This window comes from Microbacterium sp. LMI1-1-1.1 (assembly GCF_040815675.1).
Classification (GTDB): domain Bacteria; phylum Actinomycetota; class Actinomycetes; order Actinomycetales; family Microbacteriaceae; genus Microbacterium.
Map to the genome: position 1 here is coordinate 625,066 of NZ_JBFPNN010000001.1, position 14,649 is coordinate 639,714.

10 protein-coding genes are annotated in these 14,649 nt (G+C 73.1%); 7 read left to right on the forward strand and 3 right to left on the reverse strand.

The features are described 5' to 3' along the window. Positions 1 to 234: 234 nt before the first annotated feature. The gene (gene glgX, locus MRBLMI1_RS02925; protein ID WP_367726649.1) at positions 235 to 2,316 is read right to left on the reverse strand and encodes a glycogen debranching protein GlgX; all 2,082 of its coding nucleotides are present in this window, start codon (positions 2,314 to 2,316) and stop codon (positions 235 to 237) included. A gap of 49 nt (positions 2,317 to 2,365) precedes the next feature. On the opposite strand from glgX, the gene MRBLMI1_RS02930 reads away from it, so the two are divergent. The 3 genes from MRBLMI1_RS02930 (at position 2,366) to ligA (ending at position 7,332) form a co-directional block, all read left to right on the forward strand. Next, positions 2,366 to 3,538, forward strand: a complete 1,173-nt coding sequence (locus MRBLMI1_RS02930) for a cysteine desulfurase family protein (RefSeq protein WP_367727558.1) — start codon at positions 2,366 to 2,368, stop codon at positions 3,536 to 3,538. 164 nt (positions 3,539 to 3,702) lie between these two features. Continuing rightward, positions 3,703 to 4,800 carry a tRNA 2-thiouridine(34) synthase MnmA gene (mnmA, locus tag MRBLMI1_RS02935; protein ID WP_367726650.1) on the forward strand — a complete coding sequence of 366 codons (1,098 nt, stop codon included), beginning with the start codon at positions 3,703 to 3,705 and terminating at the stop codon, positions 4,798 to 4,800. Positions 4,801 to 4,896: 96 nt separating this feature from the next. After that, positions 4,897 to 7,332, forward strand: coding sequence for an NAD-dependent DNA ligase LigA (gene ligA / locus MRBLMI1_RS02940; RefSeq protein WP_367726651.1), 2,436 nt, complete (start codon positions 4,897 to 4,899; stop codon positions 7,330 to 7,332). A 50-nt stretch (positions 7,333 to 7,382) separates the two neighbouring features. Here the strand turns inward: ligA and MRBLMI1_RS02945 are convergent, their stop codons facing one another. Both MRBLMI1_RS02945 and MRBLMI1_RS02950 read right to left on the reverse strand, forming a co-directional pair. Next, entirely contained in the window at positions 7,383 to 7,880 is a 498-nt protein-coding gene (locus MRBLMI1_RS02945) for a hypothetical protein (RefSeq protein ID WP_367726652.1), read from the reverse strand. Positions 7,881 to 7,967: 87 nt separating this feature from the next. Further along, entirely contained in the window at positions 7,968 to 9,656 is a 1,689-nt protein-coding gene (locus tag MRBLMI1_RS02950; RefSeq protein WP_367726653.1) for a long-chain-fatty-acid--CoA ligase, read from the reverse strand. A 167-nt stretch (positions 9,657 to 9,823) separates the two neighbouring features. On the opposite strand from MRBLMI1_RS02950, the gene gatC reads away from it, so the two are divergent. The 4 genes from gatC (at position 9,824) to MRBLMI1_RS02970 (ending at position 14,544) form a co-directional block, all read left to right on the forward strand. Next, positions 9,824 to 10,123, forward strand: a complete 300-nt coding sequence (gene gatC / locus MRBLMI1_RS02955; RefSeq protein ID WP_367726654.1) for an Asp-tRNA(Asn)/Glu-tRNA(Gln) amidotransferase subunit GatC — start codon at positions 9,824 to 9,826, stop codon at positions 10,121 to 10,123. Next, a complete protein-coding gene (gene gatA, locus MRBLMI1_RS02960) occupies positions 10,120 to 11,640 on the forward strand; it encodes an Asp-tRNA(Asn)/Glu-tRNA(Gln) amidotransferase subunit GatA (RefSeq protein WP_367726655.1) in 1,521 nt (506 codons plus the stop codon). Before gatC ends, gatA begins: the two co-directional genes overlap by 4 nt. Continuing rightward, entirely contained in the window at positions 11,640 to 13,157 is a 1,518-nt protein-coding gene (gatB, locus tag MRBLMI1_RS02965; protein ID WP_367726656.1) for an Asp-tRNA(Asn)/Glu-tRNA(Gln) amidotransferase subunit GatB, read from the forward strand. The genes gatA and gatB overlap by 1 nt, the downstream gene beginning before the upstream one ends. A gap of 130 nt (positions 13,158 to 13,287) precedes the next feature. Further along, positions 13,288 to 14,544, forward strand: a complete 1,257-nt coding sequence (locus MRBLMI1_RS02970; RefSeq protein ID WP_367726657.1) for a DNA polymerase IV — start codon at positions 13,288 to 13,290, stop codon at positions 14,542 to 14,544. Positions 14,545 to 14,649 lie beyond the last annotated feature (105 nt).

Consider the following 14,649-nt stretch of genomic DNA (forward strand, 5'->3'; position numbering starts at 1 on the left):
TTCGCTGTCGGCGTCGCCCGCGCCGGACGGACGGGGATCGCGGCGGCGCTGCGCCAGGGACGGTCGGGCGTGGGTGTCGTCGTCGTGAGGGCCACGGTCCGAACCTACCGGCGCGGCCGGGGCCGGGAACGGACCTTGACACACGACGCGCGGAGACCGAAGCGACCGGCCGCGACGGACGGAGTCGCGAACGATCGACCCCGGCCGGCGCACCGGGGCGCGCCGCCGTCCCGCCTACTCGACGCGGAACAACCGCATGGAGGTGCCGGGCACCGCGACGACGTCGCCGGGCGCGAACCGCGGCGTGCGATCGTCCGGGCGCTCGTCGGCGCTGGACCACAGGGACACGTACGCGGTGGCATCCGGGATCCCGGGGAGGGTGACCTCCGTGGGGTTCTCGTCGCCGTGGACGATGAGAAGGATGCGGTTGGCCTCCTCGACCTCCGGCGTGGAGCTCGCCACCCACTGCACGGTGCGGTGGGAGGGGTCGGTCCAGCCGTCGCTCGACATAGTCGCGCCGTTCTCGTCGAACCACTCCATGACGGTGGCCGACGGGATGCGCTCGCCCTGCCGCGCGAAGCGCACGGGACGCAGGGCCGGGTTCTCGCGGCGCAGCCGCAGGAGCCGCTGCGTGTGCGCGAAGAGGTCCTGCTGCCACGGGGCGTGCTCCCACGACAGCCAGGTGAGCGCCGAGTCGTGGCAGTAGGCGTTGTTGTTGCCGCGCTGGGTCCGTCCGGACTCGTCGCCCGCGGTGATCATCGGCACGCCCGCGGACAGCAGCAGGGTCCCCATCAGGTTGCGCATCGCCTTGCGACGGGCGGCGAGGACGCGCTCGTCGTCCGTCGCGCCCTCCGCGCCGTGGTTGAAGGACCGGTTCGTGTCGGCGCCGTCGCGGTTCTGCTCGCCGTTGCCGAGGTTGTGCTTGACGTCGTAGGACACGAGGTCGCGGAGGGTGAACCCGTCGTGCGCGGTGACGAAGTTGACGCTGGCGAGCGGGCCGCGCTCGTCGGAGAAGGTGTTCGACGAGCCCGCCAGCCTCGTGGCGAAGCCGCCGACGCCGACGGGGGCGTGCTCGGCGCGGCGGGCGTAGTCGATGTCGCTCAGCCAGAAGTTGCGCACCCGGTCGCGGTAGCGGTCGTTCCACTCCAGCCAGCCGTCGCCGAAGTTCCCGGTCTGCCACCCGCCCATGCCGACGTCCCAGGGCTCGGCGATCTTCTTGACCCCGGCCAGCGCGGGATCCTCGCGGATCGCGGTCAGCAGCGGGTGATCGGGCTGGAACGAGTGCCGCTCGTCCCGGCCGAGCGTGACGGCCAGGTCGAAGCGGAAGCCGTCGATCTGCACCTCCTCGGACCAGTAGCGCAGGGAGTCGAGCACAAGACGGGCGGCGGCGTCCGTCGAGGTGTTCACCGCGTTGCCGCAGCCGGTCTCGTCGATGTAGGCGCCCTCGGCGGTCTGCCGGTAGTAGGACCGGTTGTCGATGCCCCGCAGGCTCGTGCGCGGACCGCCGATGCCCTCCTCCGCCGTGTGGTTGTACACGACGTCGAGGATCACCTCGAGTCCGGCCTCGTGCAGCAGCTTCACCATGCCCTTGAACTCCCGCAGCACGGCCTCGGGTCCCTCGGCGCGGCTCGCAGCCGTGGCGTACGGCGCGTGCGGCGTGAAGAAGTTCAGCGAGTTGTAGCCCCAGTAGTTGCTCAGGCCCAGGTGCAGCAGCCGCGGCTCGGTGGCGAAGGCGTGCACGGGCAGGAGCTCGATGCTGGTGACCCCGAGCGAGAGGAAGTGCTCGATCATCGCGGGGTGCGCGAGACCGGCGTAGGTGCCGTGGAGCGCCGGCGGCACGTGCGGGTGACGCTTCGTCATCCCCTTGACGTGCCCCTCGTAGAGGACGGTGCGGTCCAGCGGCACGGCCGGCTTCGTCGAGCCGCCCCAGTCGAACCCGCCGTCGACGACGACGGAGCGCCAGTCGCCGAACCCGCCCACGACGAGCCCGCGCGAGTAGGGCTCGATGAGCAGGGACTGCGGGTTGAAGGTGTTGCCCGGCCCGTGCGGCCCGGCGACGCGGACGGCGTAGCGCGCGCCGGGACGGAGGAGGGGACTGGATGCCGCGAACACCCCGCCGCCGACCGCGTCCATCGGCACGGTCTCGATCGCCCAGTCGAGGTCGACGTCGTCGAAGATCAGCAGCTGCATCGCCTCCGCGTGCGCCGACCAGACGCGCAGCGTGCCGCCGTCGGGACCGGGCCGGACGCCGAGGTCGTCGAACGCGGCGGAGAGCAGGCCGGAGCGCGGCGGGGACAGGAGCTCGGGGCGGACCATGCGCCTAGGGTAGTGAAGGCAGATGAGCGCGACGCACGGGAGGCCGGAGATGCGGGTCTACCTCGATCACGCCGCGACGACGCCTCTGCGGCCCGAGGCGCGGGACGCCTGGCTCGCCGCTCACGACGTGATCGGCAACCCGTCCTCCATCCACGGCGCCGGTCAGGAGGCGCGTCGCCTCCTCGAGGACGCCCGGGAACAGCTCGCCGGCGTGCTCGGCTGCCAGCCCATCGAGGTGGTGCTGACCTCCGGAGGCACGGAGGCGGCGAATCTGGGCCTGAAGGGGCTGTGGTGGGCGAGGGATGCCGCCGACGACGCGATCGTCCTCCCCGACGGCGAGCATCACGCGACGCTGGACGTCGTGTCGTGGCTCGCGGCGACGCAGGGCGCGCGGGTCCGCGACGTCCCCCTCGACGCCCGCGGGCGCATCGATGCCGCCGCGTTCGGCGCGGCGCTGCCCGGCGCGGCGATGGCGACGGCGCTGGTGGCGAACAACGAGGTCGGGACGCTGCAGGACGCCCCCGCCCTCTCGGCTGCGGCCGCCGCGGCCGGCGTGCCGCTCCACCTCGACGCGGTGTCGGCGCTCGGGCAGGTCCCCGTCGACTTCTCCGCCTGGCGCGGCCCGGGGTCGGATGCCGGTGGGCTCGCGGTGATGTCGGTGTCCGCCCACAAGGTCGGCGGCCCGGTCGGCGTGGGCGCGGCCGTCGTCTCCCGCCACGCGCGGATCACGGCGCTCGTGCACGGCGGCGGTCAGCAGCGCGCGCTGCGCGCCGGCACCCAGGACGTCGCCGGGGCGGCCGCCTTCGCCGCCGCCGCCGTCGCGACGGAACGCGAACGCGACACCGAGACGCAGCGGGTGCGGGCACTGCGGGACCGCCTGGTGAGCGGCATCCATTCGTCCGTTCCGGCCGCCCGTCTGCTCGGCGACCCGGACGACCGGCTGCCCGGAAACGCGCATCTGCTGTTCCCGGATGCCGCCGGCGAGACGCTGCTGTTCCTGCTCGACATGGAGCGCATCGCGGTGTCCACCGGCTCGGCCTGCCAGGCGGGCGTGGCGGAGCCCTCGCACGTCGTGCTCGCGCTCGGCCTGGACGAGCGCGCCGCGCGGTCCGTGCTGCGGTTCAGCCTCGGACGGACCACGACCGCGGCGGACGTCGACCGGCTCCTGGAGCGGCTGCCGTCGGCGTACGCGCGCGCGGTCGCCTCCGGCGCCCGGGCCTGACCCGCCGGGGCCCGGGCTGTTCCGGTGCGGGGCCCGACCCGCCGGGGACCGTGCCGTCCCGGTGCCGGGCCCGACCCGGCGGGGCCCGTGCCGTCCCGGTGCCCGGCCCGACCCGGCGCGCCGGTCCCGGCGCCCGGTCAGGGGAGGGTTCGTAGACTGGGACGATGCGAGTTCTGGCGGCGATGAGCGGAGGCGTGGACTCCGCGGTGGCGGCGGCGCGCGCGGTCGAGGCCGGGCACGACGTCGTCGGCGTGCACCTGGCTTTGTCGCGCGCGGGCGGGACGCTGCGTGCCGGCAGTCGCGGGTGCTGCACGATCGAGGACGCGATGGACGCCCGCCGGGCCGCCGACCGCCTCGGCATCCCCTTCTACGTGTGGGACTTCTCGGAGCGGTTCCGCGACGACGTCATCGAGGACTTCGTCGCCGAGTACCGTGCCGGACGCACCCCGAACCCCTGCATGCGGTGCAACGAGAAGATCAAGTTCGCCGCGCTGCTGGAGCGGGCGATCGAGCTCGGCTTCGACGCCGTGTGCACCGGCCACTACGCCACCCTCGTGGACGGTCCGGACGGGCGCGAGCTGCATCGCGCGTCCGACAACGCGAAGGACCAGTCCTACGTCCTCGGCGTGCTGACCGCCGACCAGCTGGCGCACACCTACTTCCCCCTGGGCATCACCCCGTCGAAGGCGCTGGTTCGCCAGGAGGCCGCCGCACGCGGTCTCACCGTCGCGCAGAAGCCCGACAGTCACGACATCTGCTTCATCCCGGACGGCGACACCCGCGGCTGGCTCGCCGACAAGGTGGGCGCGGAGCGCGGCGAGATCCTCGACCGCACCGGCGCCGTGATCGGCAGTCACGAGGGCGCGCACGCCTTCACGGTCGGTCAGCGGCGCGGACTGCAGCTGGGCGTCCCGGCCGCGGACGGGAAGCCGCGCTTCGTCCTGGAGGTGCGACCGGTGAGCAACACCGTGGTCGTCGGCCCGAAGGAGGCGCTCGCGTGCGCCGAGATCGCGGGGGAGCGGTTCACCTGGGCGGGGCGGGGGCCCGAAGCCGCGCGGTTCGCGTGCGACGTGCAGATCCGTGCGCACGCCGACCCCGTGCCGGCCGTCGCCGAGATCGCCGACGGCATCCTGACCGTCCGGCCGGAGACGCCGTTCGACGGCGTCGCCCCGGGACAGACCGCGGTGCTCTACGCGGGCACGCGCGTGCTCGGGCAGTTCACGATCGACCGGACCGTCTCGGCCGTGCCGGTCGACGCCTGAGACGGCGTTCCGCCTCGCGCCCCGCACGCCCCCGCGCGACAGCGGACGTCCGGCAACCCCCGCGGGCATGTCGGGACCCCTCCCTAAGCTTGACCCGTGAGTGAGCACGACCAGCTTCCCGACCTGAGCCTCGACCAGGCGCGCGACGAGGCGCGAGACCTGACCCGGCGGATCACCGACGCCCGCGAGGCGTACTACGGGCGCGACGCCGAGGTCGTCGACGACGCGACGTACGACGGCTGGATGCACCGGCTCGAGGCCATCGAGCGTCTCTACCCGGAGCTGCAGGGCCAGGACAGCCCGACCCAGTCCGTGGGCGCCGCCGAGACCACGGACCTCGCGACCATCGAGCACGCCGAGCGCATGCTCAGCCTCGACAACGTGTTCTCGCCCGACGAGCTGAGGGACTGGGCGGTCAAGGCGCAGAACGCGGCGGGCCGCCCGGTGTCATGGCTGAGCGAGCTGAAGATCGACGGACTGGCCATCAGCCTGCGCTACGAGGACGGCGTGCTCACGTCGGCGGCGACCCGCGGCGACGGGCGCGTGGGCGAGATCGTGACCGAGAACGCGCTGCGCGTGGCCGGGATCCCGCGCGAGCTCGCCGGAGAGGGGCACCCCGCCCTGGTGGAGGTGCGCGGCGAGGTGTTCATCCCCGTCGCGGCGTTCGAGAACCTCAACCGCCTGCAGGGCGAGTATCGCGAGCGCGCGGTCGCGGAGGCGCGGGAGCGCGCGTCCGGGCGTCGCGGCGGCCGGGGGTTCGACGAGGAGAAGGCGGAGCAGGCGGCGGCGCGGCGCTTCCCCGCGTTCGCCAACCCGCGCAACGCGGCCAGCGGCGGGCTGCGGCAGCAGATCGAGAAGAAGTCGGGGCTCGAGCTCGAGGCCGGCCGCGCGCGCATCGCCGCCCTCGCGCTGTACGTGCACGGCATCGGCGCCTGGCCCGACCCGCCGGTCGCCGCACAGAGCGAGGTGTACGAGCTGCTGGCATCCTGGGGGCTGCCCACCTCGCCCTACTACAAGGTCGAGCCGTCCGTCGACGGCGTGCTCGCCTACGTCGCCCACTACGGCGAGCACCGCCACGACGTCGAGCACGAGATCGACGGGGTGGTCGTCAAGATCGACGAGCTCGCGCTCCACGACGAGCTCGGCGCGACCAGCCGGGCGCCCCGCTGGGCCATCGCCTACAAGTACCCGCCCGAGCAGGTCAACACGCGGCTGCTCGACATCGTCGTGTCGGTCGGCCGGACCGGCCGCGCCACCCCGTTCGCCGTGATGGAGCCCGCCCGCGTGGCCGGCAGCGTCGTGCGTCAGGCGACCCTGCACAACCAGGACGTCGTGAAGGTCAAGGGTGTCCTCATCGGCGACACGGTCGTGCTCCGCAAGGCCGGCGACGTCATCCCCGAGGTACTGGGGCCCGTGGTGGAGCTGCGCGACGGCACCGAGCGGGCGTTCGTCATGCCCGCGGACTGCCCCGAGTGCGGCACCCCCCTCCGGCCCGCGAAGGAGGGCGACATCGACCTGCGCTGCCCGAACGCGCGGTCCTGCCCCGCGCAGGTGCGAGGCCGCGTCGAGCACATCGGCTCGCGCGGAGCGCTCGACGTCGAGGCCCTCGGCGAGGTCACCGCGGCCGCCCTCACGCAGCCCGAGGTCCCGGAGCGCCCGCCGCTGGACACCGAGGCGGGCCTGTTCGACCTCACCGTCGAGCAGCTCGTCCCGATCGAGGTCGTCGTCCGCGACGCCGAGACGGGGGAGCGCAAGGTCGACCCCGACACCGGTGAGCTCGTGCGTCGCACCCCCTTCCAGAAGCTCGGCCCGGCGACGTACCCGCCCGGCGCCGAGGACCTCGACGCGGCGGAGCGCCGTCGCCGCGGCATCCGCAAGGACTTCCGCGAGGTGCGGCCGTCCGAGCAGGCGACCAAGCTCGTCGCCGAGCTCGAGAAGGCGAAGACGAAGGACCTCTGGCGTCTGCTGGTGTCCCTGAACATCCGCCACGTCGGCCCCGTCGCCGCCCGCGCGCTGGCGCAGTGGTTCGGATCCCTGGATGCCATCCGGGCGGCCTCGCGCGACGAGCTCGCGTCCGTCGAGGGTGTGGGCGGGATCATCGCCGACGCGGTCATCGACTGGTTCGAGGTCGACTGGCACCGCGAGATCGTGGACCGGTGGCAGTCGGCGGGAGTGCGCTTCGCCATCCCGGGCCACCCCGGTCCCGGGGCGGCGGCCGCAGCGGGCGGCGTGCTCGCGGGTCTGACGGTCGTGGCGACCGGGTCGCTCGACGGGTACACCCGTGAGGGCGCGCAGGAGGCCATCATCGCCGCCGGCGGCAAGGCGGCCTCGAGCGTGTCCAAGAAGACGGACTTCGTCGCGGCCGGTCCCGGCGCCGGGTCGAAGCTCGCGAAGGCCGAGGAGCTGGGCCTGCGGATCCTGGATGCCGCCCAGTTCCGCGTCCTCGTCGAGAAGGGCCCCGCGGCGCTCGACGACGGCGCGGACGCGGACGCGTCCGAGGCGATCACGCCCGCGGACGACAGCGATAGCTGAGCGCACGAGAAAGGGCGGGGCATCGCCCCGCCCTTTCGTGGTCGTCCGGCTCAGCCCTCGCAGGCGGTCCCGGCCTGGGTGAAGCTGTCCTGCAGTGCGGTGATCTGGTCGCCCAGGCCGCTCGCGGTGTTCGGGTCGGCGAGGACGCCGTCGAGGAAGGTCACGTACTCCTGGAGCTGGGTGCTGGCCTCCTGGGCCAGCGGTGCGACCTCGGCGTTGGTGATCTGCGCGAAGTCGGTCTCGACCTTGTCGGCGAGCGTCTTGAACGTCGCGATCGCCGTCTCCGGGTCCGACGTGGCGATGTCGCTGCTGGCCTGCGAGACGTCGGTGAACGACGTGATGATGATCTGGCAGGCGTCGTCCTTGGACTGCCCGCCTTCCGGCGCGGTCGTCTCCGCGCTCTCGGTCTCGGCGACCGCGGTGGGCGTCGAGGAGGGTGCGTCGCTCGTCTCCGAGGCGGTCGACGGCGACCCGCCGCCGGTGCACCCGGTGAGCAGGAGCAGGGCCGAGGCGGCGATGAGAGCGAGCGGCGTGCGCATGGTGGTCATGTGAGTCCCCACTGGTGATGGCCGGGTCCCGAGGCGGCCCGGTGCCTCCACCGTAGCGAGGATGCGCCCGCCGGCCGTGCACCGCGCTCAGCTGCGCGCGAGGCTCTCCCGCACCTGGCGGCGCTGCACCTTGCCGATGAGCGACCGCGGCAGCTCGTCGACGAGCACGATGCGCCGCGGCACCTTGTACGGGGTCAGGATGCCGCGCGCGAACGTCCGCACCGCCTCGACGTCCAGCTCGCCGGGGGTCGAGGGCACGACCGCCGCGACGACCTCCTCGCCGGAGTGCTCGCTCGGGAGTCCGACGACCGCGACGTCCGCGACGCCGGGGTGCTGCCGCAGGACGTTCTCGACCTCGGTCGGGGCGACGTTGAAACCGCCCGTGATGATCAGCTCCTTGATGCGGTCGACGACGCGGACGAACCCGCCGTCGTCGATCGTCACGATGTCACCGGTCCGGAACCATCCGTCGACGAAGACGGCCTCGGTCTCGTCGGGCTTGCCGTAGTAACCCGAGAACACCTGCGGCCCGCGCACGAGCAGCTCGCCGCGGGCGCCGGGCTCGACGTCGATGCGCGGGTCCTCCGGGTCCACGACGCGGCATTCGGTGCCCGGCAGAGGCAGACCGACCGTGCCCGGGACGCGGTTGTCGGCGACGGGATTGGCCATGAGGACGGGCGAGCACTCGCTCAGGCCGTACCCCTCGACCAGGTACCCGCCGGTCGCGGCCTCGAACGGCACGACGACCTCGTGGGGCAGGGCCATGGCTCCCGAGATCGCCACCTGCGTGCCCTCGAGCGAGACGCCCTTCTCGCGCGCGGCGGCCAGGAGGCGTTCGGCGATGGGCGGGACCAGCGGCAGGAGGGTGGCCGGATGCCGCTTGGTCACGGCCAGCACGAGGTCCGGGTCGAACTTGGGGAAGAGCACGAGGCGCGCGCCCATCGACATCGCGAAGGTGAGGCACAGCGTCAGTCCGTACGCGTGGAACATCGGCAGCACGGCGTACACGACGCATCCCTGGCCGCGCACGATCGACGGCGTCCACGCGCGCGCCTGCGCGGCGTTCGCCAGCAGGTTCGCGTGCGTCAGCATCGCCCCCTTCGGCGCGCCCGTCGTCCCGCTCGTGTACTGGATGATCGCGAGGTCGGACGCGACGGGACGGGGGTGCGTCGCCGGGAGAGGATCGTGGCCCACCAGGTCCTCCCAGGCGACGGCTCCCGACGTCGGCTCCGTGAGTGCGGCGCGGGCCTCGCGCGCCTTCGCGACGGGCAGGCGGAGCGCAAGCCGCGTGCGCAGCGGCATGGCCCGGGTCACGTCGACGGAGACGAGCGTGCGCAGCCGGAGGTCGGCGGGGAAGTCCTGCACCGTCGCGACGACCTTGCTCCACACGACGGCGTGCTTCGCGCCGTGGTCCTCGAACTGCTTCCGCAGCTCGCGCGCGGTGTAGAGCGGGTTGTGCTCGACGACGACGGCGCCCAGGCGCAGGATCGCGTAGAAGGCGACGATGTGCTGCGGGCAGTTCGGCAGGACGAGGGCCACCGGGTCGCCGGCGCGGACGCCGTGCGCCGCGAGAGCCGCCGCGGCGCGCGCGATCTGCTCCGACAGGGCGGTGTAGCTGGTCTCCCGGCCGAAGAACTCCAGCGCGGGAGCGTCCGGGTAGTCCCGGGCGGAGGCGTCGACGATGTCGAGGAGCGAACCGGTCTGCTCGTCGAGGTCGACGGGGACGCCGTCGGCGTAGCTGTTGGTCCAGGGGCGCGGCGGATCGAAGCTCGTCACTCCGTCAGCCTAGGGCGGACCCTCCGCGGCCCGGCCGGGCCCCGCGCGTGTCGTCCCCACCTGTTCGCCGTCCGTTCGCCCGACCGCACGCCGACGGCCGGCGGCGTGCGCCGTCGCGTCCCGGGGCGCGTCCCGGCGCGCTGCCGCGCGCGAACTAGACTTGCCGGGTGTCTGAAATCACCCCTGATCTCGTGCGCCATCTCGGTGTGCTCGCCCGGATCCAGTTGAGCGACGAGGAGGTCCAGAGCCTCACCGGCCAGCTGGATGCCATCGTCGACAACATCGCCAAGGTGTCGGAGGTGGCCACCCCCGACGTCGTCGCGACGAGCCACCCGATCCCGCTCGAGAACGTCTTCCGCCCCGATGTCGTGGGCGACACGCTCACGCGCGAGCAGGCGCTGCAGAACGCGCCGGATCAGGCCGACGGCCGGTTCCGCGTGACCGCGATCCTGGGAGAAGAGCAGTGACCGACCTCACCCGCCTCACCGCCGCCGAGCTCGCGGCCGCCCTGACCGCGTCCGACGTGTCGAGCGTGGAGGCCACGCAGGCCCACCTCGACCGCATCGCCGCGGTCGACGGCGACGTCCACGCGTTCCTGCACGTCAGCGACCACGCCCTCGAGGTCGCCGCCGACATCGACCGTCGCCGTGCGGCGGGGGAGCAGCTCGGCGAACTCGCCGGCGTGCCCCTCGCGGTCAAGGACGTGCTCGTCACCACCGACATGCCCTCGACCAGCGGATCCAAGATCCTCGAGGGTTACATGTCGCCGTACGACGCGACCGTGGTGGCGCGCTCCCGCGCCGCCGGTCTCGTCCCGCTCGGCAAGACCAACATGGACGAGTTCGCCATGGGATCGTCGACCGAGTTCTCGGCGTACGGTCCCACCCGCAACCCGTGGGACCTCGACCGCATCCCGGGCGGCTCCGGCGGAGGCTCGGCCGCCGCCGTCGCCGCGTTCGAGGCGCCGCTGGCGCTCGGCTCGGACACGGGCGGGTCGATCCGTCAGCCGGCCCATGTCACCGGCACGGTCGGCGTCAAGCCCACCTACGGCGGCGTGAGCCGATACGGGGCGATCGCCCTGGCATCCAGCCTCGATCAGGTCGGACCGGTCACGCGCACCGTCCTCGACGCCGGGCTCCTCCACGACGTCATCGGCGGGCACGACCCGCACGACTCCACGTCGCTGTCGGACTCTTGGCCGTCGTTCGCCGCCGCCGCGCGCGAGGGCGCGACCGGCGCGGTGCTGAAGGGGCTGAAGGTCGGCGTCATCCGCGAGCTCGATGACCGCGGCTTCCAGAAGGGCGTCTCCGACTCGTTCCGCGCGTCGCTCGCGGCCATGGAGGCGCAGGGCGCGGAGATCGTCGACATCAGCGCTCCGCACTTCGAGTACGGCGTCGCCGCCTACTACCTGATCCTGCCGGCCGAGGCCTCGAGCAACCTGGCGAAGTTCGACTCCGTCCGCTTCGGCCTCCGTGTGACGCCGCAGGGCGCCCCGACGGTCGAGAACGTCATGGCCGCCACGCGCGACGCCGGATTCGGTCCCGAGGTCAAGCGCCGCATCATCCTCGGCACCTATGCGCTGTCGGCCGGGTACTACGACGCCTACTACGGCAGCGCGCAGAAGGTCCGGACGCTCATCCAGCAGGACTTCGACGCGGCCTTCGCGGAGGTCGACGTCATCGCGACGCCCTCCGCGCCGACCACGGCGTTCCGTCTCGGCGAGAAGATCGACGATCCGCTGCAGATGTACCTCAACGACGTCACCACCATCCCGGCGAACCTCGCCGGGGTGCCGGGCATCTCCATCCCCAGCGGCCTCGCCGAGGAGGACGGCCTGCCCGTCGGCATCCAGTTCCTCGCTCCCGCCCGGGAGGACGCGCGTCTCTACCGGGTCGGCGCGGCGCTCGAGGCCCTGCTGGTGGACCAGTGGGGCGGGCCCCTGCTGGACAAGGCCCCCTCTCTCACGAACGGAGCGACGCGCTGATGGCGAAAGACGCCCTGATGGACTTCGACGAGGCGCTCGAGATGTTCGAGCCCGTCCTCGGCTTCGAGGTGCACGTCGAGCTGAACACCGCGACCAAGATGTTCTCGGCCGCGCCCAACCCCGCGAACGAGGCGCACCACGGCGCCGAGCCGAACACCCTCGTCGCGCCGGTCGACATGGGACTCCCGGGCGCCCTGCCGGTCGTGAACCAGGAGGCGATCCGCTCCTCGATCAGCCTGGGCCTCGCGCTCGGCTGCTCGATCGCGCCGTCGAGCCGGTTCGCGCGGAAGAACTACTTCTACCCCGACCTCGGCAAGAACTACCAGATCTCGCAGTACGACGAGCCGATCGCCTTCGAGGGCTCCGTCGAGGTCGAGCTCGAGGACGGCACCATCGTCACCGTGCCGATCGAGCGCGCTCACATGGAGGAGGACGCCGGCAAGCTCACCCACATGGGGGGTTCGACGGGTCGCATCCAGGGCGCGGAGTACTCGCTCGTCGACTACAACCGCGCGGGCGTCCCGCTGGTCGAGATCGTCACCAAGCCGATCTTCGGCGCGGAGCACTCCGCACCGGCGCTGGCGAAGGCGTACGTCGCGACGATCCGCGACATCGTGCGCGCCCTCGGCATCTCGGAGGCCCGCCTGGAGCGCGGCAACCTGCGCTGCGACGCCAATGTCTCGCTCCGCCCCCGCGGCCAGGAGAAGCTGGGCACGCGCACCGAGACGAAGAACGTCAACTCGATGCGGTCGGTCGAGCGGGCGGTCCGGTACGAGATCCAGCGTCAGGCCGCCATCCTCGCCAAGGGCGGCACCATCACGCAGGAGACGCGCCACTGGCACGAGGACACCGGTCGCACCTCCCCGGGCCGCCCGAAGTCGGATGCCGACGACTACCGCTACTTCCCCGAGCCCGACCTGCTGCCGGTCGTCCCGGCGCCTTCGCTGATCGAGGAGCTGCGCGCCGCGCTCCCCGAGCCGCCGGCCGCGCGTCGTCGCCGTCTGAAGGGCGAGTGGGGCTTCACCGACCTGGAGTTCCAGGACGTCGCCAACGGCGGCCTGCTCGACGCGGTCGCCGACACCATCGCAGCCGGGGCCGCCCCCGCCGCCGCCCGGAAGTGGTGGACCGGCGAGATCACCCGCGTCGCGAACGCGCAGGAACGGGATGCCGCCGGCCTCGTCTCGCCCGAGAACGTCGCCGCGCTGCAGAAGCTCGTCGACGCGGGCACGCTGACCGACAAGCTCGCGCGCCAGGTGCTCGAGGGCGTCATCGCCGGCGAGGGCACCCCGCAGGAGGTCGTCGACGCGCGCGGTCTCGCCGTCGTGTCGGACGACGGGGCGCTCATCGCGGCCATCGACGAGGCCCTCGCGGCCCAGCCGGACGTCCTCGCGAAGATCCGGGACGGCAAGGTGCAGGCCGCCGGTGCCGTCATCGGCGCGGTCATGAAGGCCATGAAGGGCCAGGCCGACGCCGCGCGCGTACGCGAGCTCGTGCTGGAGCGCGCCGCCGCCCAGTAGCCGACCCCGGATGCCACGACCCCCGCCGTTACGCGGCCAGGGGCCGTGGCATCCGTCGTTCCCGCCCCTGTCGCCGGTGTCGGGGCCGGCGTCGGGGCCGATGTCGGAGGCCCGGGGGAGAATGGATGCCATGGGTCGGGGTGACGGGACAGGGCGGCTCGTGTCGCCGCCCGGCGCCGACGACACCGGCACCGGCATCCTGCACGTCGACATGGACGCCTTCTTCGCGTCCGTGGCCGTGCTGGACGATCCCTCCCTCGCGGGCAAGCCGCTCATCATCGGCGGGTCCGAGGGGCGCGGCGTCGTGTCGAGCGCGTCGTACGAGGCGCGGCGGTACGGGGTGAAGTCGGCGATGCCGGTGGCGATCGCGCTGCGGCTCTGCCCCACGGCGATCGTCGTGAACCCGCCGTACTCCCGCTACACGGAGATGTCGCGGCAGGTGATGGCGATCTTCGAGTCGGTGACCCCCCTGGTCGAGCCGCTCTCGATCGACGAGGCGTTCCTGGACGTGCGCGGCGCCCGTCGTCTCTGGGGCAGCCCGGGGACCATCGCGCGCGGCCTCCGCGCGCGCGTCCAGGCCGAGACCGGGCTGACGTGCAGCATCGGCGTGGCCGCGACCAAGCACGTCGCCAAGATGGCCTCCACCATCTCCAAGCCCGACGGTCTGCTCATCGTCTCGGCGGCGAACACCGACCGGTTCCTCCGCCCCCGCTCCGTACGCGCTCTCTGGGGCGTCGGGCCGAAGGCGGCCGAGGCGCTGGAGTCCCGCGGCATCCGGCTCATCTCCGACGTCATCGACACTCCGCGGCATGCGCTCGATCAGGTGCTGGGATCGGCGATGGGAGAGCGCATCTGGCACCTGGCGCGGGGGATCGACGCCCGCGAGGTCCACACGGGGCGGTCGGAGAAGAGCGTCGGACACGAGGAGACGTTCCACGCCGACATCTCCGACACGAGCACCCTTCACGTCGAGCTGCGCCGTCTCGCCGATCGCGTGGGCGCCCGCCTGCGCAAGCAGGACTACGAGGCCTCGACGATCTCCATCAAGGTCCGGTTCTCGGACTTCACGACGATCAGCCGGTCGCGGACGCTCCGCGAGCCGACGTCGGTGGGGCAGCGCATCGGCGATGCGGCGATCGAGCTGTTCGACGGCATCGACCGCCGGCAGGCGGTGCGCCTGGTCGGCGTGCGGGGCGAGAAGTTGCGGCCGGTGTCGGTGGCGGCGACCCTCTGGGACGACGACGCGGAATGGCGGCGGGTCGAGGGGGCGCTCGATGGCGCGACCGAGCGGTTCGGCCGGGGAGCCGTGACGCGGGGCTCGCTTCTCGGGCCGTCCCGGGGCGGCGGAGCCCTGCCGACCAACCCGCGACCGTCGTACGACCACTGACCGGCGCAGTCCGGCGGCGTACGGTGACCGGCGCGGAACCGCCTGGCGCGGCTCAGGGGTCGCCGGTGCGGGCGACGGAACCCCCTGTGCCGGGCGGGGACCGGC

Excerpts from the sequence above, each read along its gene's own strand:
- glgX (WP_367726649.1), bottom strand. The coding sequence starts at position 2,316 with ATGGTCCGCCCCGAGCTCCTGTCCCCGCCGCGCTCCGGCCTGCTCTCC.
- MRBLMI1_RS02930 (WP_367727558.1), top strand. The coding sequence starts at position 2,366 with ATGCGGGTCTACCTCGATCACGCCGCGACGACGCCTCTGCGGCCCGAG.
- mnmA (WP_367726650.1), top strand. The coding sequence starts at position 3,703 with ATGCGAGTTCTGGCGGCGATGAGCGGAGGCGTGGACTCCGCGGTGGCG.
- MRBLMI1_RS02945 (WP_367726652.1), bottom strand. The coding sequence starts at position 7,880 with ATGACCACCATGCGCACGCCGCTCGCTCTCATCGCCGCCTCGGCCCTG.
- gatB (WP_367726656.1), top strand. The coding sequence starts at position 11,640 with ATGGCGAAAGACGCCCTGATGGACTTCGACGAGGCGCTCGAGATGTTC.
- MRBLMI1_RS02970 (WP_367726657.1), top strand. The coding sequence starts at position 13,288 with ATGGGTCGGGGTGACGGGACAGGGCGGCTCGTGTCGCCGCCCGGCGCC.